Source organism: Streptomyces sp. BR1 (assembly GCF_052373795.1).
Lineage (GTDB): Bacteria > Actinomycetota > Actinomycetes > Streptomycetales > Streptomycetaceae > Streptomyces.
Genome location: NZ_CM126252.1, coordinates 3,478,086 through 3,495,631 on the forward strand (window position 1 = coordinate 3,478,086; position 17,546 = coordinate 3,495,631).

Annotated in this window: 16 protein-coding genes; 7 read left to right on the plus strand and 9 right to left on the minus strand. The window is 69.1% G+C overall.

Annotated features, from left to right (window positions below; all coding sequences use genetic code 11):
- Window positions 1-32 precede the first annotated feature (32 nt).
- The 6 genes from ACT1U9_RS15045 to ACT1U9_RS15070 form a co-directional block, all read right to left on the minus strand.
- On the minus strand, window positions 33-1,199 hold the full coding sequence (locus ACT1U9_RS15045) for a lipid-transfer protein (RefSeq protein WP_444538790.1): 1,167 nt from the start codon (window positions 1,197-1,199) through the stop codon (window positions 33-35).
- Window positions 1,196-1,645, minus strand: a complete 450-nt coding sequence (locus tag ACT1U9_RS15050) for a MaoC family dehydratase (RefSeq protein ID WP_444538791.1) — start codon at window positions 1,643-1,645, stop codon at window positions 1,196-1,198. The genes ACT1U9_RS15045 and ACT1U9_RS15050 overlap by 4 nt, the downstream gene beginning before the upstream one ends.
- Window positions 1,642-2,709: an acyl-CoA dehydrogenase family protein gene (locus ACT1U9_RS15055; protein WP_444538792.1), complete on the minus strand. Its 1,068-nt coding sequence runs from the start codon at window positions 2,707-2,709 to the stop codon at window positions 1,642-1,644. Before ACT1U9_RS15055 ends, ACT1U9_RS15050 begins: the two co-directional genes overlap by 4 nt.
- Window positions 2,709-3,659, minus strand: a complete 951-nt coding sequence (locus ACT1U9_RS15060; protein ID WP_444538793.1) for a bifunctional MaoC family dehydratase N-terminal/OB-fold nucleic acid binding domain-containing protein — start codon at window positions 3,657-3,659, stop codon at window positions 2,709-2,711. Before ACT1U9_RS15060 ends, ACT1U9_RS15055 begins: the two co-directional genes overlap by 1 nt.
- A complete protein-coding gene (locus ACT1U9_RS15065) occupies window positions 3,660-4,841 on the minus strand; it encodes an acyl-CoA dehydrogenase family protein (RefSeq protein ID WP_444538794.1) in 1,182 nt (393 codons plus the stop codon).
- Window positions 4,842-5,140: 299 nt separating this feature from the next.
- Window positions 5,141-5,446 (minus strand): hypothetical protein, encoded by a 306-nt coding sequence (locus ACT1U9_RS15070; RefSeq protein WP_444538795.1) that lies wholly within the window; start codon window positions 5,444-5,446, stop codon window positions 5,141-5,143.
- Window positions 5,447-5,835: 389 nt separating this feature from the next.
- Between ACT1U9_RS15070 and ACT1U9_RS15075 the strand changes: the two genes are divergently transcribed.
- Both ACT1U9_RS15075 and ACT1U9_RS15080 read left to right on the plus strand, forming a co-directional pair.
- On the plus strand, window positions 5,836-6,783 hold the full coding sequence (locus ACT1U9_RS15075) for a bifunctional DNA primase/polymerase (protein ID WP_444538796.1): 948 nt from the start codon (window positions 5,836-5,838) through the stop codon (window positions 6,781-6,783).
- A 370-nt stretch (window positions 6,784-7,153) separates the two neighbouring features.
- Entirely contained in the window at window positions 7,154-8,320 is a 1,167-nt protein-coding gene (locus ACT1U9_RS15080) for a hypothetical protein (protein ID WP_444538797.1), read from the plus strand.
- Between the two features lie 294 nt (window positions 8,321-8,614).
- On the opposite strand, the gene ACT1U9_RS15085 is transcribed toward ACT1U9_RS15080, so the two are convergent.
- Both ACT1U9_RS15085 and ACT1U9_RS15090 read right to left on the minus strand, forming a co-directional pair.
- A complete protein-coding gene (locus ACT1U9_RS15085) occupies window positions 8,615-8,980 on the minus strand; it encodes a hypothetical protein (protein WP_444538798.1) in 366 nt (121 codons plus the stop codon).
- 14 nt (window positions 8,981-8,994) lie between these two features.
- Complete coding sequence (locus ACT1U9_RS15090) at window positions 8,995-10,254, minus strand: helix-turn-helix transcriptional regulator (RefSeq protein WP_444538799.1); 1,260 nt, start codon at window positions 10,252-10,254, stop codon at window positions 8,995-8,997.
- Between the two features lie 603 nt (window positions 10,255-10,857).
- Here ACT1U9_RS15090 and ACT1U9_RS15095 point away from each other — a divergent pair.
- A complete protein-coding gene (locus tag ACT1U9_RS15095; RefSeq protein WP_444538800.1) occupies window positions 10,858-10,986 on the plus strand; it encodes a hypothetical protein in 129 nt (42 codons plus the stop codon).
- Between the two features lie 13 nt (window positions 10,987-10,999).
- Window positions 11,000-12,184, plus strand: coding sequence for a methyltransferase domain-containing protein (locus ACT1U9_RS15100; RefSeq protein WP_444538801.1), 1,185 nt, complete (start codon window positions 11,000-11,002; stop codon window positions 12,182-12,184).
- Window positions 12,185-14,085: 1,901 nt separating this feature from the next.
- On the opposite strand, the gene ACT1U9_RS15105 is transcribed toward ACT1U9_RS15100, so the two are convergent.
- Entirely contained in the window at window positions 14,086-14,526 is a 441-nt protein-coding gene (locus tag ACT1U9_RS15105) for a GntR family transcriptional regulator (RefSeq protein WP_444538802.1), read from the minus strand.
- A gap of 174 nt (window positions 14,527-14,700) precedes the next feature.
- Here ACT1U9_RS15105 and ACT1U9_RS15110 point away from each other — a divergent pair, with 174 nt between their 5' ends.
- The 3 genes from ACT1U9_RS15110 to ACT1U9_RS15120 all read left to right on the plus strand — a co-directional run bounded on the left by ACT1U9_RS15110 (window position 14,701) and on the right by ACT1U9_RS15120 (window position 17,429).
- Window positions 14,701-15,072: a hypothetical protein gene (locus ACT1U9_RS15110; RefSeq protein ID WP_444538803.1), complete on the plus strand. Its 372-nt coding sequence runs from the start codon at window positions 14,701-14,703 to the stop codon at window positions 15,070-15,072.
- A 143-nt stretch (window positions 15,073-15,215) separates the two neighbouring features.
- Window positions 15,216-16,610, plus strand: coding sequence for an FtsK/SpoIIIE domain-containing protein (locus ACT1U9_RS15115; protein WP_444539113.1), 1,395 nt, complete (start codon window positions 15,216-15,218; stop codon window positions 16,608-16,610).
- 51 nt (window positions 16,611-16,661) lie between these two features.
- Window positions 16,662-17,429 (plus strand): DUF2637 domain-containing protein, encoded by a 768-nt coding sequence (locus tag ACT1U9_RS15120; RefSeq protein ID WP_444538804.1) that lies wholly within the window; start codon window positions 16,662-16,664, stop codon window positions 17,427-17,429.
- Window positions 17,430-17,546: the final 117 nt, after the last annotated feature.

Here is a 17,546-nt window from a genome sequence, read left to right on the forward strand (position 1 = left end):
GACCCCTGACTCCGCATCAGCCCGTCCGCGCATCACCCATCCGCGCCCAGGATCAGCCCGGAGGTCGGCACACCCGTCCCCGCCGTCACCAGGACCCGCTCCGCGCCGGGTATCTGATTGACCGCCAGACCCCGCACCTGCCGCACCGCCTCCGCGATCCCGTTCATCCCGTGCAGATACGCCTCCCCGAGCTGTCCCCCATGCGTGTTCAGCGGCAGCGCGTCCGCCGCCACGAAGTCCGCCGCCTCACCCGGTCCGCAGAACCCGAACTCCTCCAGTTGCATCAGCGCGAACGGCGTGAAGTGGTCGTACAGGATCGCCACATCTATTTCCGCCGGCGTGAGCCCCGACGTCCGCCACAGCTGCCGCGCGACCACCCCCATCTCGGGCAGCCCGGTCAGATCGTCCCGGTAGAAACTCGTCATCCCCTCCTGTCTGCGGCCCGCCCCCTGCGCGGCCGCGGTGATCACTGCGGGCGGACGGCGCAGATCCCGAGCCCGCTCGGCCGTCGTGACGACGATCGCCTGTCCACCGTCGGTCTCCTGGCAGCAGTCGAGCAACCGCAGCGGCTCCACGATCCAGCGCGACGCGGCATGGTCGTCGAGCGTGATCGGCCTGCCGTAGAAGTACGCCGCCGGGTTGGTCGCCGCATGGCGCCGGCCGACGACGGCCACCTGCCCGAACGCCTCGGGCGTCAGACCGTACGCATGGAGGTAGCGCTGGGCGGCCATGGCGACCCAGGAGGCCGGGGTGAGCAGCCCGAACGGCAGTGACCAGCCGAGCGCCGCGCCCTCCGCCGACGGCTCCCGCTGCTGCACCCCCGACCCGAATCTACGGCCCGACCGCTCGTTGAACGCCCGGTAGCAGACGACCACTTCGGCCACCCCGGACGCCACCGCCAGCGCCGCCTGCTGCACGGTGGCACACGCCGCGCCACCGCCGTAGTGCACGCGCGAGAAGAACGACAGCTCGCCTATCCCGACCGCCTGCGCCACCGTGATCTCGGGGCTGGTGTCCATGGTGAACGTGACCATGCCGTCGACGTCGTCGGGGGTGAGCCCGGCGTCGTCGAGCGCGGCCCGCACCGCCTCCACGGCCAGCTTGAGCTCACTGCGCCCCGAGTCCTTGGAGAACTCGGTCGCCCCGATCCCGACGATGGCCGCCTTCCCCCCGAGCGAGTCCGCCCGCCGCACGCTCATACGCCCACCTCCCCAGCAGTGGGGACAGCTCCGGCCCGGGCCAGCGTGAGGGTTACGGTCCCGGTGACGTGGTGGCCGAGCCTGTTGGCCCCGACGACCCGCACCTCCACGGTGTCCGCGCCCCCGCCCGGGTCCGCATCCGGAGCTGGGGTCACCGCCGTGACCGTCCCGGTCAACGTCATGGTGTCGCCCGGGTAGTTGGGCGCCCCGAGCCGTATCCGGACCGTCCGCAGCCGGGCGCCGGGACCGAAGTGGTCGGTGATGTAGCGGCCGACCAGCCCGTTGGTGGTCAGGATGTTCATGAAGATGTCCGGGGCGCCCTTCTCCCGTGCGAGCACCGCGTCGTGATGCACGTCCTGGTAGTCGCGGGAGGCCACGGCCCCGGCGACGATCAACGTCCGGGTGACCGGGATCTCCAGCGGCGGCAACTCGTCACCGACCTTCATGCCACGCCCTCCTCGTCGTGTCGCCCGCAAGCGATCAACTCGCCCAATTCATCGAGCAGTTCGGCCCCGCACCCCAGATACGCGTCGAGCTGCCGTCCCCACAGGAAGTGCCGGTGCACCGGGTGCTCCAGGTCCGCCCCGAGGCCGCCGTGCAGATGCTGGCCCGTGTGGACGACCCGTCGGCCCGCCTCGGACGCCCACCACGCCGCCGTCAGCGCGTGCGCGCGAAAGGGCAGACCCTCGTCCCGCCGCCAGGCCGCCTCGTACGACGTGACCCGTATCGCCTCGATGTCCATGTACGCGTCGGCCGCCCGCAGCAGTACGCCCTGGTTGGTGGAGAGCGGCCGCCCGAACTGCTCCCGGGTCGTCGTGTGCTCCACCGCGCGCGCCAACGACCCCGCGCACACCCCTGCCTGCAACCCGGCGAACGCGGTACGGGCGGTGGCCAGCACGTCCTCGTACGCATCGGCACCGGCATCAGGCCCGTGCCCGCCGACCCGTTCGCCCCGCGCCCCCGAGAGCGTGAGCCGCCCGGCCGACCAGGGCGCGGTGGTCTCGACCGGCGCCACCTCGATCCCGGGTGCTCCGGGTCGTATCAGCCAGAGCACCCGGTCCTCGTCCGGGACCAGTACATGCGTGGCGTCGCGCAGCCAGGGCACCACCGGCACGACGCCGCTCAACTGCCCGTCCGCCGTGGCCCGTACACCGCCCCGTTCGGGGAACGCGCCGGTCGCGATCGCCGTGCCGTCCCGCAGAGCGGGGAGCAGCCGGTCGCGCTGTTCGGCCGAGCCATGGGCCGAGAGCGCCAGCACCCCGTACACACAGCTCGCCGCGAACGGTGCCTGGGCCGTGGTCCGGCCCTGCTCCTCCAGGGCGAGGACAAGGCCGAGCAGGCCCGTCTCCTCGACGGCCGCAGGCAGCCCGGCAGCGCAGAGCGCCTTCCACAGGTCGGGGTCCGTACGCGTCCCGACGGCACTCAGCCGTTCATGGGTCGACAGGTCCCCGAAGATCTCCGCGGCCAGTTCACGGAGGGCCGACTGCTCCTCGGTGGGGGTGAAGTCCATCAGTCGTCACCTCCCCGGAACACGGGAAGGTCCAACTCGTCGTCCACCCGCAGGAATTCGAGCCGCACCGGCATCCCGATCCGCACTTTGTCGTACGGCACGCCCACCACGTTGCTGATCATCCGCACGCCCTCGGCCAGCTCGATCAGCCCCACCGCGTACGGCCCCGGCCCGAAGGCGGGGAAGGGCGGGTGATGCATGACGACGTACGAGAAGACGGTCCCGGTGCCGCTCGCCTCGACGGTGTGCCACTCGGCTCCGCCGCACGCGTTGCACCCCGGCAGCCAGGGGAAACGTAGCTCTCCGCAGCCGTCGCACTGCTGGATCAGCAGCTTGTGGCCGGCGACCCCGTCCCAGAACCCGGCGTTGTCGCGGTTGACGACGGGCCTGGGACGCCGAGCACCTTTGTCGCGCCCCGCATTCCGCTCGACTGGTGTGTACTTCAGCATCCGGAAGCGATGCGTGCCCGCGAGCTCTCCGTTCGCGTGGATGTCCATCCGCGTGGTGACGAAGTGCCCGGTCCCCAGCTTTGTGGTCTTGCGGTCGGAGACCGTCTCGATCACCGCGTCATAGGTGATCCGGTCGCCCGGGCGCAGCTCACGTACGTACTCCTGCTCGCAATCGGTCGCGACCACCGAGGTGAACCCTGCCCCGTCGAGCAGCCTGAACAGCTCGTCGAACGCGCCCGAGCGGTCCGCGCGGTCCGTCTGCGCGGACAGGCCGCCCATCGTCCAGGCCTGGAGCATGGTCGGGGGCGCGATCGCGTCCGGCCCCCGGTACGCCGGATTGGTGTCGCCCATCGCCTCGCACCAGTGCCTGATCATCGGCTCGTTGACGAGGTCCCTGCCGACGCCGACGCTCCCGGTCGCCTTCCCCTCGTACGTCTTCAGCCGCCCGTACAGCCCCTCGCCCGGCCGTCCGCTCAGCCCTGAACCCAGTCCCTCGTCCACCTACCTCCGCCCCCTCTTCATCCCGAGCCGCATCGTCGCGACGATCTCCCGCTGCACCTCGCTCACCCCGCCCCCGAACGTGTTGATCTGTGCCGCCCTGTTCATCCGCTCCAGCTCGCCGTCCCCGAACGCCCCCGGCGAACCACCCCGCACCAGCGCCTCGTCCCCCGCGATCTCCTGGCACATGCGATACGACTCGACCGCGGATTCCGTTCCCATGAACTTCACCCCGCTGGCGTCCCCCGGGGCCAGCGAACCGGCTCCCACATCCCCCACCAAACGCCAGTTGAGCAGGCGATTCGCCGCGAGCCGGGCATGCGTTTCGGCGATCCTGGAACGCACCCAAGTCGAGTCAACCCGGCGCCGACCATTCACCGGATCAGGTGTACGGGCCCGGGTCAGCACCGCCTCGAAGAATTCCTCGGCCTGCATGCCGATCGCGGCGAGCGCGACCCGTTCGTGGTTCAGCTGGTTGGTGATCAGCCCCCAGCCGGCGTTCTCCTCGCCGATGAGGTTCGTGGCCGGGACACGGATCCCGTCGTAGTACGTGGCCGTCGTGGTCAGCCCGCCGACCGTGTGGATCGGCGTCCACGAGAATCCGGGCGCGTCCGTCGGTACGAGGACGATCGAGATGCCCCGGTGCTTGGGCGCCGCCGGATCCGTGCGGCAGGCGAGCCAGATCCAGTCGGCGTTCTGGGCGTTGGAGGTGAAGATCTTCTGGCCGTCGATCAGCCAGTCGCCACCGTCCCGCACGGCTTTCGTACGCAGCGAGGCGAGATCGGTCCCGGCCTCCGGCTCGCTGTAGCCGATGGCGAAGACGAGCTCACCGCCGAGGATCCGGGGCAGGAAGTACGCCTTCTGCTCCTCGGTCCCGTACTTCATCAACGTCGGACCGACCGTGTTCAGCGTGACCATCGAGACGGGCGCGCCCGCGCGGTACGCCTCGTCGAAGAAGACGAACTGCTCGTCGGGGCCGCGCCCCTGGCCGCCGTACTCGACGGGCCAGCCGAGGCCGAGCATGCCGTCGGCGCCGATGCGGCGGAGGACGGCGCGCTGGGCGTCGGCGTCGGCCGGATCGACGCCGACAGCCTTGTCACTCGATCCGTCCGACATCAATGCACGGAAGTACGCCCGCAGTTCGGCGCGCAGGCGCTGTTGGCGTTCGGTGGGGGCGAGGTGCACGGCGACGGCCCTCCGAGGTTCGAGGTCGGGGTCGAGCGGGGGCAGGCGGCGGATCGAGATTTCTGACTGTCCGTCAGATTTACGGTCCGTGTCAATGCCCTCGGCAACCGAACCGGCCTCTACGCGCGCGTGCCGCCCGCCGGGTCGTACGCCCGAGCCGCCCTCCCGCCACGCGCGCGTACGCGGCGCCCGCGCACACGAAACCCCTCACGCACACGAAACCGCCCGGGCAGCGGCGCCGTAGCGCTGCCACCCGGGCGGATTTCACCCCACTGACCCCGGCCCCGACGGGCCCCGGCTCACCAGAGGTGCGTGAAGGTCACCGAAACATTGTCCTGGCGGATCGCCGTGAAGCCGGAGCCGTTGACCTGGGCGGTGTTCGCCTGGTTCGAAGCACCGGAGCCGACCGCCTGCTGCTGGCTGGTCGACGAGTTCCCGTTGTTGTCGTGCCCGACGCCACTTCCGCCGACGGTCGCCACCGCAGCGTTCGATCCATGGTCCGCGAAGGAACCGTTGTCCGCTGCTGCCACCCCTGAGAAGAGCGCCACCGCGATGGGCAGGGCGGCGACGGCGGCGATGACGCGGGCGGTACGGATGCTTGCCATGTCTATTCCTCCAGGAACCAGAAGTACGGCTTGTTCCAAGGCAGTTGGCCGACCACCCCGGACGCTGTGACGACGTCGCGAGATCAGAGTTGCCCACCGAATCCCCGGCGAACCAGTCAATGCGGCACGTTTCGCTCGCAAGCGTGATGACATGTCGATAAACCCCCTGGGCGTCTCCAAAACCCCAGGTGGCTCCTGCCCACCCAGGAGCGTGCGGGCGCACCCTGAGTCCCATAAGGGGAGAAACGTTTCAGCGTGTTTTCGGCCAATCTTTTCCGCCTCCTCCCCGTACACCCCCGGCCATCGGGCCGCCCGCCTGCGACCACCGCTCCGCTCGCACCTCCGCGTCACGACTTCCCTTTTTCGAACACTCGTACGAACATGGATGCATGGCCACCATCGACCGGCATGCCTCCACGCTGGCCCTCGCGCACGCTCTCTCCGTCGCCGAGCGGGGGCTCCCCGTCATTCCGCTGTCCCGCTCGAAGCTGCCCGCGCTGCGCTCGCCGCACCGGGACGAGCCGCAGCCGGCCCTGTGCCGGGGCGAGTGCGGGCTGCCCGGGCACGGGGTGCACGACGCGACCACGGACCCCAGGGCCGTACGCGCGTTGTTCGCGGCCGCGCCGTGGGCCACCGGGTACGGCATCGCCTGCGGTCGGCCGCCGCATCATCTGATCGGGATCGATCTGGACACGATGAAGGCGGGGGCTTCGGGGGAGCCGGACGCGGCGCCGTCATCGCCCGTACCACCGTCGTCCTCGTCCGGCACGCCGCTCGCCGCCGACCCGCCGCCGGAGTCCGTGGCGGCCCTGCAACACCTGGCGTTGCGGCACCTGTTCACGATTCCGGAGACCGTCGTCGTGATCACGCCCAGCGGGGGCCGCCACATCTGGCTGACGGGGCCGCCCGACCGGGTCGTACCCAACTCGGCGAGCCGACTCGCCCCCGGGATCGACGTGCGGGGCGCGGGCGGCTATCTGGTCGGTCCCGGCTCGCTGACCAGCCATGGCGTCTACCGGCTCGCCCCCGGCACCGCCCATCTGGCCCCGGCCCCGTGCCCCCGCGCACTCCTCGATCTGCTCACGCCCCCGGCGCGCGCCCACCATCCCCACGCATACGGCACGGATCGGGGGAACGGGCTCGTCCAGTTCGTACTCGCCGCCCACGAAGGGCAGCGCAACACCCGTCTGTTCTGGGCCGCGTGCCGTGCGTACGAGCACGGGATCGGCGACGTCCTGGCCGACCGGCTCACCGCGGCCGCCGTCCTCACCGGGCTCACGGAACGCGAGGCACGTGCAACGATCGCCTCGGCGGCGCGGCTGACGACGGCGTACTGACACGGTGGATGTACTGACATGGTCGGCGTACTGACACGGTCGACGTACTGACACAAAACACAGCCGATGTACCGGCACAGGCGGCGACCACGTACCGATACGGCTGACGATTGCGTACGGGAGGACGCGGGGTGTCACCAGGCGCGCCCGGCAACCATCGCCGCTGGTCAGCGCCTTGACTCACCTTGATCGTCTGTCACACGTCCGTGACATGGAGCAGACGGTTCGCGTACAGCCACTGCATAGATTTCTTTCTGCAGCCACCGCCCAGCCTCAGCGGCCCCACCCGATAGAGGAGGCGGCATTGCGACTCTCCACCTCCTCACTCATCGCCGGCCCAGATGGCCGCCCCAGCTTCACGGAGTCGTTCATGTCGACCTACACCGCCCGCCGCCGCGTCGCCGTCCGTGCCGCGATCGCCACCGCCGCCCTCGCCGGTACGTTCCTCACCCCGTCGGCCGCCCTCGCCGCCACCCCGGCGGGCGCCTCCGCCGCCACCGGCACCGACAAGTGCACGGCTGTGACGACCATCCCGTCCGTCCACGCGGGGATGACCGTCACGCTGACCAACAGCCTCAAGCAGGGCCCGAAGGCGGCTCTGAAGGACGGCAAGGGCAAGGTCGTCGCGACGGTCGACAAGACCCACGTGAAGGACATGGAGGCCGGGATCGCGATCACCGGCACGAGCCTCGCGGTGCCGACGTTCAACCAGTGGCTCAAGGGCGGCGGGCATGCGACCAAGAACACCCCGTTCCCCAAGATGCCGGGCGACTGCGGCAAGGACCTGGGCGGCGAGACCGCGTACAAGCTGGTCAACGGCGAGACCGTCACCGTGGCCAAGTTCTCGCCCGGGCACTACCGCGCCGAGTTCGTGACCAATGGGCACGTGGTCCTGATCCTCGGAACCGAGAACGAGGGCGAGGAGGGCGTCGACGGTTACGTACACGGGATGCACGTGGCCCTCAGCGCCACCACCGGCAAGCTGCGCTCGGAGTTCATCCACACCCGCTCCGGCTGCACCGTCACCGAGGTCGCCCGCAGCGCCTTCGGCTGGGGCTTCTCGGTGAAGCTGACCAACGGCCCGTCCGGTTGGAAGGCCGAGCAACGGGACGCCAACCTCAAGGTGATGGCCTCCGCCGACCGCACCCACCCGAACGCCGGCCTCGGCATGGGCCTCAAGATCACGGGCGGCGACACCGCGACGCCGAAGCTCGGCCAGCGCACGCAGGGCGGCGACACCCCGTACATGTGGAGCTCGTTCCCGACGATGCCCAAGGGCTGCGCCACCACCGCGAAGCCGACCACGTCCACCACGTCGACCACGTCCTCGACGGACAAGACGCCCACCTCGGCCCCCTCCGCCGACAGCGCGGGCCAGACCACGATCGTCCCCAAGGGCGCGGTGGCGGCGGGCGCGGAGATCAAGGAGCAGGGCACGAGCGACAGGACGGCCCTGTACGCGGGCGGCACGGCCGCCACCGCCCTCGGCGCCGCGGGCTTCACGCTGCTGCGTCGGCGCCGGATGAACCGCGTCTGATGGTGCGGGGGTTGCGCGAGACCGCGTGATTACGTGAAGAGAGTCGCCGCCTGGCCGCTGCCGGACGGCGACAGAGAAGGGGTGCCCCCGAATCGGGGGCACCCCTTCTCAGCTGGCCTCGCAGGCCACGCACGCGGTGGGTGTGGGATTTGAACCCACGGTGACATCGCTGCCACGACGGTTTTCAAGAGGGTGCGCGCTATCGTCGCCATCCCGGCTCTGACCTGGCCGTTTGGCCCGTGCAGGTGTCTGCTTAGGGGGCAGTGGTCCACACCTGGTCCACTGAGTCCCAGCTCAGTTCAGCGACTTCTCGATCGCCTCGAAGATGTCGGCGTCCGTCTCCTTCTGCCACTCCGGCAGCTCAGACCAGTCGGCCACGTATCCGGGCTTGGGGTCCTCGAAGTGCTTGAACATCTGCGCGATCCAGCACGTCGCGATGAACCGGCCCTTCTGCTCTCGTGTGAGCCGTGAAGCATGGCCACCGCTCAAGTTGAGGAACTGGCGCGCCTGCTCGTACGTGGCTCCGGCGGCCTGGCGTTCCCACTCGGGCGTGTCCTCCCACGGGGTGATGTAGCTGGGCTTCGGCTCGCCAGGGAAATGCTCCTTCACACCGGCGATCCACGCTTCCCGGAACACCCGTGCGCCCTCAATCTGCGACATGCCTACCCCTCTCATCACGTCCTGCTCAGTGCGCGGATCTCTGCCCCCAGCTCAGCTACGCGGCTGTCACGAGCCAAGGGACCGAGCTCAGTTCGTAGCGCTTGGAGTCTACGGGCGACGTACCCGGAGGAAGACTCCCGTGCCAAGTCCAGCGCCTCCCGACCGAAGGCAAGTACTTGGTCGGGATCGCGACGCTTCGCACCGATGGCGGCTAGGTCGGCTAGGACAACTCCTCGTCGACGGTATGACTGACCGTGGGCCAATGCGCCTTGTCTCAAGGCTGCGTTGAGGGTCTGCTCGGCCAGATCGAGACGACCAAGCCGTACGTAGCGCGCCCCGCGCTCCTCGGCCAGACGTGAGCCGTCGAATCGAAGCCACCCGTTGTTGTGGCTGGGCCCGGCTAGGTCCGTGACTTCCTCCGCCGCGTCCAGCGCACGCTCACACGCTGTCAGATTGCCTAGGCCCGCATACGCTTCTGCCTGCACGGACGCGACCCAATGCCGGGTGGACAGCGAGCTGTCTCCTCGCCTGGCGATCTCCTCGGCGGCAGAGAGAAGATCGGAGGCTTCTTTGAAGCGGTGGTCGTACAGGTCAACGTACGCGTGCCGGACGAGTGCGCAGGCCCACAGGTCAAACGCCCCTGCCTCTTTGCTGGCTGAAGCCGCGACGGCGTAGGAAGCGGCGGCGTCCGTGTAGCGGTTGCGGTCGAAGGCGAGCTCCCCCGCGAGCTGAAAGAGGTCACCTGCTGCGCTGCACAGCATCGGTACTTCGGCGTCTGGACGCTCGTGGAGCCTGTGGTTCAGGGCGGACAGCTGTTCCTGAACGACCGGGAGCACCACTCCCTTGGAACGTGCTAGTTGGAACACCTGCCATAGGTGGTCGTTCATGCGTAGAAAGCCCGATGAGCTCCCTCGGCGAGCCTCGTCGTCGAGCGCTGCGGCCTGGTCGGTGGGCCGGGCAGCACTGAGAGCTCCGACTATGGCTATCGCACGCAGGAATTCGCGCCGGATCATGTCCTCGGTGTCCCTCGGGGCGTAGCCGCCGCTGAGCGGCGGCGGATCAGACTCCTGGCCTGAGCTTCGCGATTGCGCCACCAGGGCATCTAGTTCGGCAAAGTCGACTTGCAGCACCTCAGCGATCTTTGGGCGTAACGGTGGCTGAGGTTCGGTCTTACCGCTCTCCCATCGGCCGACCGTTGTGCGGTCAACACCGAGTGCATGGGCGAACGTTTCCTGACTGTAGCCCAGGACCTTTCGCCGCTCTGCAAGACCCACGCACGGCCCCTTCCTCCGTGACGCACGCCGTAGGCGGGCAGTCACCCTGAGCATCGGATGTGCATCAAGACTGCCGCATGGATGCCGTGGAGCGCCGACCCTCGTAGCGGTTCCCTTGATATCGCCAGCAATCGAGCGAAGCCAAGCGCATGTCGAGGGGACGCAGTATGAGAACCGGCGACCTAGGCGCGGAGCGGCGCCCGTTGATGACGATTCGTGTGTCGCATGACTCGGGGCGGACGTGGGGGCAGGCGTCCGCTGTCCGTGAGGGCGACCCGGTGTACATCGTGGCCGAGCCGACGCGCTACCCGGCGTGCGAGTGTGCCCGCTGTGTCCGGCGGCGCACGGTGGGGGTCTGGTCTTTGAAGCCCGTGCTGGTGAGGGAGGGCCGGGCGTGAGGCGCTTATGGCGCTTGGTGGGCCGGTTTGCCGGGCCGCTGTTCGTCCTGGTGATCGCGGCCGGTGTCGGCCTGGTCCTGGCCGTGGCGGCCACTTCTCGATGATCTCCCGCCCCCGGTCTCCCGACCGCAAGTGGGTCGTGGCGGGGAACCCGGGGGGCGGGTTGCACCACCTTCGTTGACAGCCACAACACAAGGGAGCAGTCATGGGATGGGGAACCGGCAAGGGCGGCGGCGGTGGCGACGGGAAGCACGCGGGCGGCAAGGACCCGGGGACTTCCAAGCCGTCGCCCGACACCCCGCAGCCCAAGCAGCCGCCGAAGCACGGGAAGTAGAGCGCGAACCGTGATGACGAACCACCGCACCGGAGCGGCTGAGCAGATCGCCATGCGCGGTCTGCTCGGCACGCTCAACGACGAACTGGGCTCGCCGCTCGCGCCGGAGTGGGAGCGCGCGTTTTGGGCCGTGCCCCGGCATGCGTTCCTGCCCGAGACGGTCTGGCTGGGCGACGACCTGACGACCTACGCCCGTGGCACAGCCCCGCAGACGTGGCTGTCCACGGTGTACGCGGATGCCCCCCTGGTGACGCAGATCAACGACGGCAAAGACCCAGGCGACGGCGAGCGTTGGCCGTCCTCATCCGCCTCGGCCCCGTCGATCGTCTTCCGCATGCTGGACCTGCTCCGCGTCCACGCCGGACACCGAGTGCTGGAGATCGGCACGGGGACCGGCTGGAACGCGGGGCTGCTCGCTCACCGGCTGGGCGCGGAGAACGTGACCACGATCGAGGTGGACCCGTCCTTGGCGATCCATGCCGCGCTTGCCCTGAAGCACGCGGGGCTGGAGCCGAGGGTGATCAGTGGGGATGGTGCCGCTGGCTTCCCCGCTGGGGTGCCGTACGACCGGATCATCGCCACCTGCTCGGTACGGCAGGTGCCCCGCGCCTGGCTGGAGCAGACGGCCCCGGCCGGGGTGATCCTCACTCCCTGGGAAACGCCGTGGCTCTGCTACGGGCTGCTGCGCCTGACGGTCGACGGCACGGGGGTGGCGTCCGGCTGGTTCTCACCCCACGCGTCGTTCATGCTCATGCGCAACCAGCGCACCGACCTGCGGATCTACCGCGACGTGGTGCGGGACGAGCATGTACCCGCCCAGTCCGTCACGCTCCTGTCGCCCTGGGCGGTGACGGGGGACGACTGGGCCGCCCAGTTCGCCGTTGGGCTCCAGACCCGCACCGTGTGGCACACCTGGCACGACAATCCCGGCGTGGACGGCGTGGCCTCCCGCCTCTGGCTCGCCGCCACCGACGCGACGTCGTGGGCAGCGGTCGACTGGGACGGCCGGACCGATGAGCGCTTCACCGTGTGGGAGTACGGGCCCCGGCGGCTGTGGGCCGAGGTGGAGGCGGCGTATGCGTGGTGGCGGCAGGTCGGCAGCCCCGGTCCGGATCGCTTCGGCCTGACCGTGGCTCCTCACGGACAGCACACGCCGTGGCTCGACTCGCCGGACCAGCCGGTGCCCTCAACAGGCTGAACCCGCCCGGTCGGTGATCCCGGCCCCCGACAACTGAAGACCGGACCACCCCTTGGCCTGGCAGCACACAGGGTGGTCCGGTCGGAGAGTCCCTGTTCAGGACCCTGGTGCCCGATGGTACCGGGGTCGTCGTCGTGCTCACGCTCGACCGCCCCCAACGTCGCCTATATGCGGCGTAGTTGAGGAACGAGAGGGCGGACGTGCTGGTTCTGTCAGGGGCGGTGTGGGTGGTGCAGGTGGTCACGCGGGGGGCCGGAGTGCCTTTGGCCGGTGTCCTGTTCGGGTTGGGGTCGGGCATGGTCAGGGGGCCGTACGCTGGCCCGGCAACTCGGGCAGGCTTTGCCCCTGCCCGGAATTTGAACGAGTGGCCCCCTGGCCTTGCCCGACGCGGGCCCCGGCCCGAACAGGTGGGTAAAGGCGCTCCGGCCCCCCGCCCCAGCCACTGGGCCACGGCCGACGACTCAGGTCGATCGCGGATTCGGCCGGCAGGCGCGGCTTGGTGGCGTCGTGCTCCTGGCCGTGCGCATGGTCGCCTGCTGGTGGGGTTCGTTGCGGGGCTGGATGGCCCGCTACTTCGGCAATTGCGGCGCGAGCGGTGGGGCCGTCGCGCGGCGGTGGCGGAGACATGGAGCAGAGCGGCGGCACGGCCGCCGCGCCGCGCGGGCCGCGTCAGCGGGCCGCCCTTGATCCAGTAAAGAAACTCTGAACAGCCCTGCTCGCCGCGCTGCTTCGGCCTTGCCGCTTGCCTGCTCCGGTGGTGAGTCCGGTCTCGTCTCTGCGCGCGGCGCAACCAACAACTTTCGGCTCCTGCACTGCACAACCTTGCCTGTTGGCCCCGTTTCGCCAGCGTTCGTCATGCTCTGTGCTCGGGATTGCAGAAATCTGTCCACAGGACATCCGCCCCAGGATGCCTATACGTCACTGACCAGGCGAAACGCGGAAGCGTTATCCACAGGGAGGGGTCCCTTTTAGTGCGCCTTCAATGCGTTTGCGGCGAATCCAAAAGCTGCAAAAGTGGGAAAACGTGCATCGGTTAACTAGGGGCGGAAAGGAGGTGGCGCCTGCAATGCGCTGTGACTCAAGCCACTTCGAGGGGCGAAGTGTCACACCCGTGGGGTCTTCGCACACCAGTAGCAGGTGAGTGGCGGGGGAAGGCCCGGCCGGAAGGGGGACGGGGCATGCGGTGCAAGACCCGAACTGAGATTTCTGCCTGCGGGATGTCACACGGGGTCCGGGATTTCGACCTCTATAGGCATCCGGCGGGATGGGAGCCGGGTGTGTACCACGGAAGTCCCGGTTAGCAAAACCGGGGATTCTCCGGACCCTTGGGGGAGTCCCGTGGGTGAACGAGTGGAGGTGGGCCGGATGGTGCGCGAGGACCGGTTTGTAGCGGCGAAGTGCCGATTCCTTATGTCGGCGGTTCGCCGGGCCCTTGAGCGTGCCGGGTCAGGCGACTGGGCTGGGGGCTTGAGCGGGGGTGTGCTGTGCGCGGGACGGGACGAGTGAGCGGCTCATTTCACCGCAGGACGGGAAACCGGGAACGACCTTCCCGTGGGGCGGGAGTTCGCCCATTCCTGGTTCGACTTGTCTCCGAAGGTGCGGCAGGGTCCACGGTGCGGCGCTGCTCAGGCGGTGCGGGGCGGCTTGCCCGGCTGCTGTCCGGCTTGCCCGCTGAAATGGGCAAGGCCTGTTGGGAGATGGGCAAGCCCCGGGCAAGCCCCGCAGGGGTCATGTGCGGGGTTGAGTGGGTGCGGCAGTGATGAACGGTACGAGTTACAGCAAGGGCGGGGACATGCTGACCGAGACGGAATCGGCTTACCTGGAAGAGCAGTTGGCGGACTTCTGCGTCGCCGTCGCGCAGCTTGCTGAGTCTGTGGCGAAGATGGGATCGGCGCTTGCCGCTATCCGCGTTCCTGAAGCTCGTTGCGGAGCCGAGTGATCTCGTCTTCCATCGCGACGATTTTCTTTTGCAGCTCAGAAAGCGTGTGGGTGAGTCCCACGATTCCGACGGAAAGAACGTTGAATTCGTCGCTGTGGAGTTTGCCGGGAGTGGGATCGAACGGCTCGTCGGTCCCCTCCGCCGATACTTGCTCCCGCTCGGTCCCGGGGTCGGTGCGCACGAAGCTGCCCCGGCTCTGCACCGAGTAGATGAGGTTCTGCTTCTTGAGCAGCCGTAGCGCGTTCTGGACGGTGGAGCTGGCGACGCCGAAGCGCTCTTGCAGCTCGCGCGCCGTGGGGAGCTTGTCTCCGGGGCGCAGAACCCCGCCGTTGATCTCCCGGCGCAAGGCATCGGCCACCTGCACGTAGGGGGGCCGGTCGTCGTCCTGGAGGGGCAGTGTCATGCCCGCAGGATACGGCGCGCAGCGCTACGAGCGATACACGAACGCCCAACGTCCGGGCTCGCGCCATGCGTGCGCTTGTAGCGAGTGTTGCGCTTGTAGTGGTTGTTGTGGTTTGGTTGTTCCACGGCCGAACAAGCGGCCGAACCTGATCGAAGGGGCTCAACAGCCATGGCCATGACGCGTATTCGTGTGGGACTGCTCGACTCGACCAACTTCATGTGCGGCACGCTGTCGGTGCCGAAGTACACCGACGTGGAGAACGGGATCATCGCGACCGACCGTGAGAGCGGTCAGCCGCTCTACACCGTGACGCTCTTCCTGATGGAGGACGACCGCGCGGAGGCAATGAAGATCACCGTGGCGAAGAACGGTCTGCCGGACGGTCTCAAGCCCGGCACGTTCGTGCGGCCGGTCGAGCTGTTCGCCACGCCGTGGGCGCGGATCTTCAACGGCAACCTCTCCGAAGGTGTCGCCTACCGGGCCGCTGGCCTGGAACTGGTCGCCATGCCCGCGATGGCGGCGACCGCCACGGACAACGCCGCCTAGCAGGTTCCCGTGACCGGTGGCCCTGGGCGGGGCGGCGTTCCCCGCTTCCCCGCCCGGCTCCGGCCCCTCTCCCCGCCGTTCCGGGCGGGACACCAAGCCTGAACAATCGAAGGAATCTGCTGGTGAACGCAGTAAACGAAGCGATGGGCTATGCCCGTATCGCGGTGATCGTGGGCCTGCTGGCCTTCGCCGTATGGGCGGTGGTCTGGTCGGTGCGCTACGTGCGGGCCGACAAGATGGAGCGCCGCAGCATCCGTCAGGCCGTACGGATCAGTTGGGGCTGGAAGCGGCTCGCGCAGATGGCCGGGCTGTCGGTCACGGACAAGATGCCGACCGCGCTTGCCTCGGTGATGAACACGGACGGCAATAAGGAGATCAAGCCCCGGGTTCTGACCCCGCGTCTGAAGGTGAAGCCGGACCGGTTCGGCGTTATCGCGCATGCCAACTGCCTGCCCAAGGTGGGCTTGGAACAGTTCCAGAAAGCGGCCCCGTTCCTCGCGGACGCCTGGCGCTGTACCCGGGTGTCGGTCCTGCCGGACAAGCCGGGCTCGGTCATCATCCGGGGCGTGCGGGTCGACCCGCTGATCACCCCCACCACGCACGTCCCCACGGGCAAGCCTCCGTGCGACATCACGGTGTGGGACCTGGGCGTGGACGAGTACGCCATGCCCGTGAGCGTGTCGCTGCGCGATGTGCCGGGGGCGACCGTGGCCGGACTTCCCGGCTACGGCAAGACCTCCTGCATCGTGTGCTTCATCTGCGACCGCGCCCCCTCCCCGCTGGTGCAGATCGCCATGGCCGACGGCAAAGTCTCCAAGGCCCATGAGGGCGACTACGCCGACCTGGCAGGCCGGTTCTTCGCGTTCGTCGGTGACGACCTGGCCGAAGCCAATGCCCTGTTCAAGCGGCTCGTACAGCTCCGCCGTGATCGCTCAGCGGCAATTAAGGATCTCCTCGGCGTCAAGAACATGTGGCACGTCGGCCCGTCCGAAGCGTGGCCGCTGGTCGTGCTGGTCATCGATGAAGCCCACACCTACTTCCGCGACCACAAGGGCTCGGACGCGAAGACGAAAAGGCTCGCCGCGCTGGCAGCGGAGAACGCCCGGCTCGTGGAAGCGCTCGTGAAGATGGGCCGCAGCGTCGGCATCTTCGTCCTCCTGGCCACGCAGAAGTCCACGGGCGACGCGATCCCCACGTTCATCCGCGACGTGTGCCCGGTGGGCCTGTCCTTCGCACAGAAGACGGCAGAAGCCGCGGTGGCCGCACTCGGCGACGACGTCCGCAACTGGCCGGACGCCAACCCCATCAACCTTCAGGACCCGGCCTATGTCGGCGTCGCCTCGATGTCGAGCCCCGGCCGCGTCGGCTTCACCCGCATCCGCACCCCGGAAGTCTGCGACGCCGACGCCGCCCGCATCGGCGCCGAAACCGCGCACTTGACCCGCGACCCGTCCGCCCTCCTCAAGCAGCTGGCTGCCTCGCGCGGCTGGGACAACTGGGACGACACCACCGACCTCGACTTTCCGGAAGCGGCCTAACTCCCGTCCCTGCCAATCGACTTCGACACCTCGAAGGGAGGTGAACCCCTTATGTCTGAGGACCGGATCACACAGCGCACGGTGACCGTGGTCATGGGCGTCATCGCTGTTCTGGCGTTCGTCTTCTCCTTCGGCAACGTCTGGGCCCTGGCCCTGCGCCTCGGCGTCCCCGGCTCGGTCGCGCCGCTCATCGCCCCGATGGTGGACCTGTCCGTGGTCGGCCTCCTGGTCGCCCTGCGCTACCTGTCCCTGCGCGGCGTCCCGGCCACGGAACTCAAGGCGGCAACCCGTCTGATGCACCTGTCCGGGCTGCTCACCCTCGCACTGAACATCGCCGAACCCCTCGTTGCCCGGCACTACGGACGCGCCGCCGTGGATACGGTCGCCCCTCTGCTCCTGCTCGGCTGGGGCAGTGTCGGCCCGGCCCTCCTGCGCCACTTCCACGCCACCACCCACCCCACCCCGGCCTCGGCAGTGCCCGACACCCCGGAACCGGCCCCGGCGCCCGTCGCGGAACCCGATGTCGCAGAAACGATTCTTCCTGTCGACACGGCATCCGTCCCAACCTCGGAAACGATCGCCACCCCGGAGACTCCGGCCGTGGAGACCCCCCGCCCGGTGGCACCACTGCCCCCGGCCCCGGCTCGGGTCGTGGCTCCGGCGCCCAAGGTCCCGGCGCCCCTGCTGGACACAGCCCGCTCCATCGCGGAGTCCCACCAGGAAGAGCACGGCGAGCCCATCACGGCCGTTCAGCTCAAAGCCCGGCTCGGTGTCCCGCTCCCTCTGGCCACCGCCGCACACGCGGCCCTGACGGCCTGACCCTCCCGCCGGCATTCCGGCGCCTCACCCCGCGCCCGTCCCTGGGCCTAGTCCGTCATGCCCCGAGCAGCCCCAACACGCCCGAAAGCCGGGCTGGCTGCTGCTCGGGGTCCACCC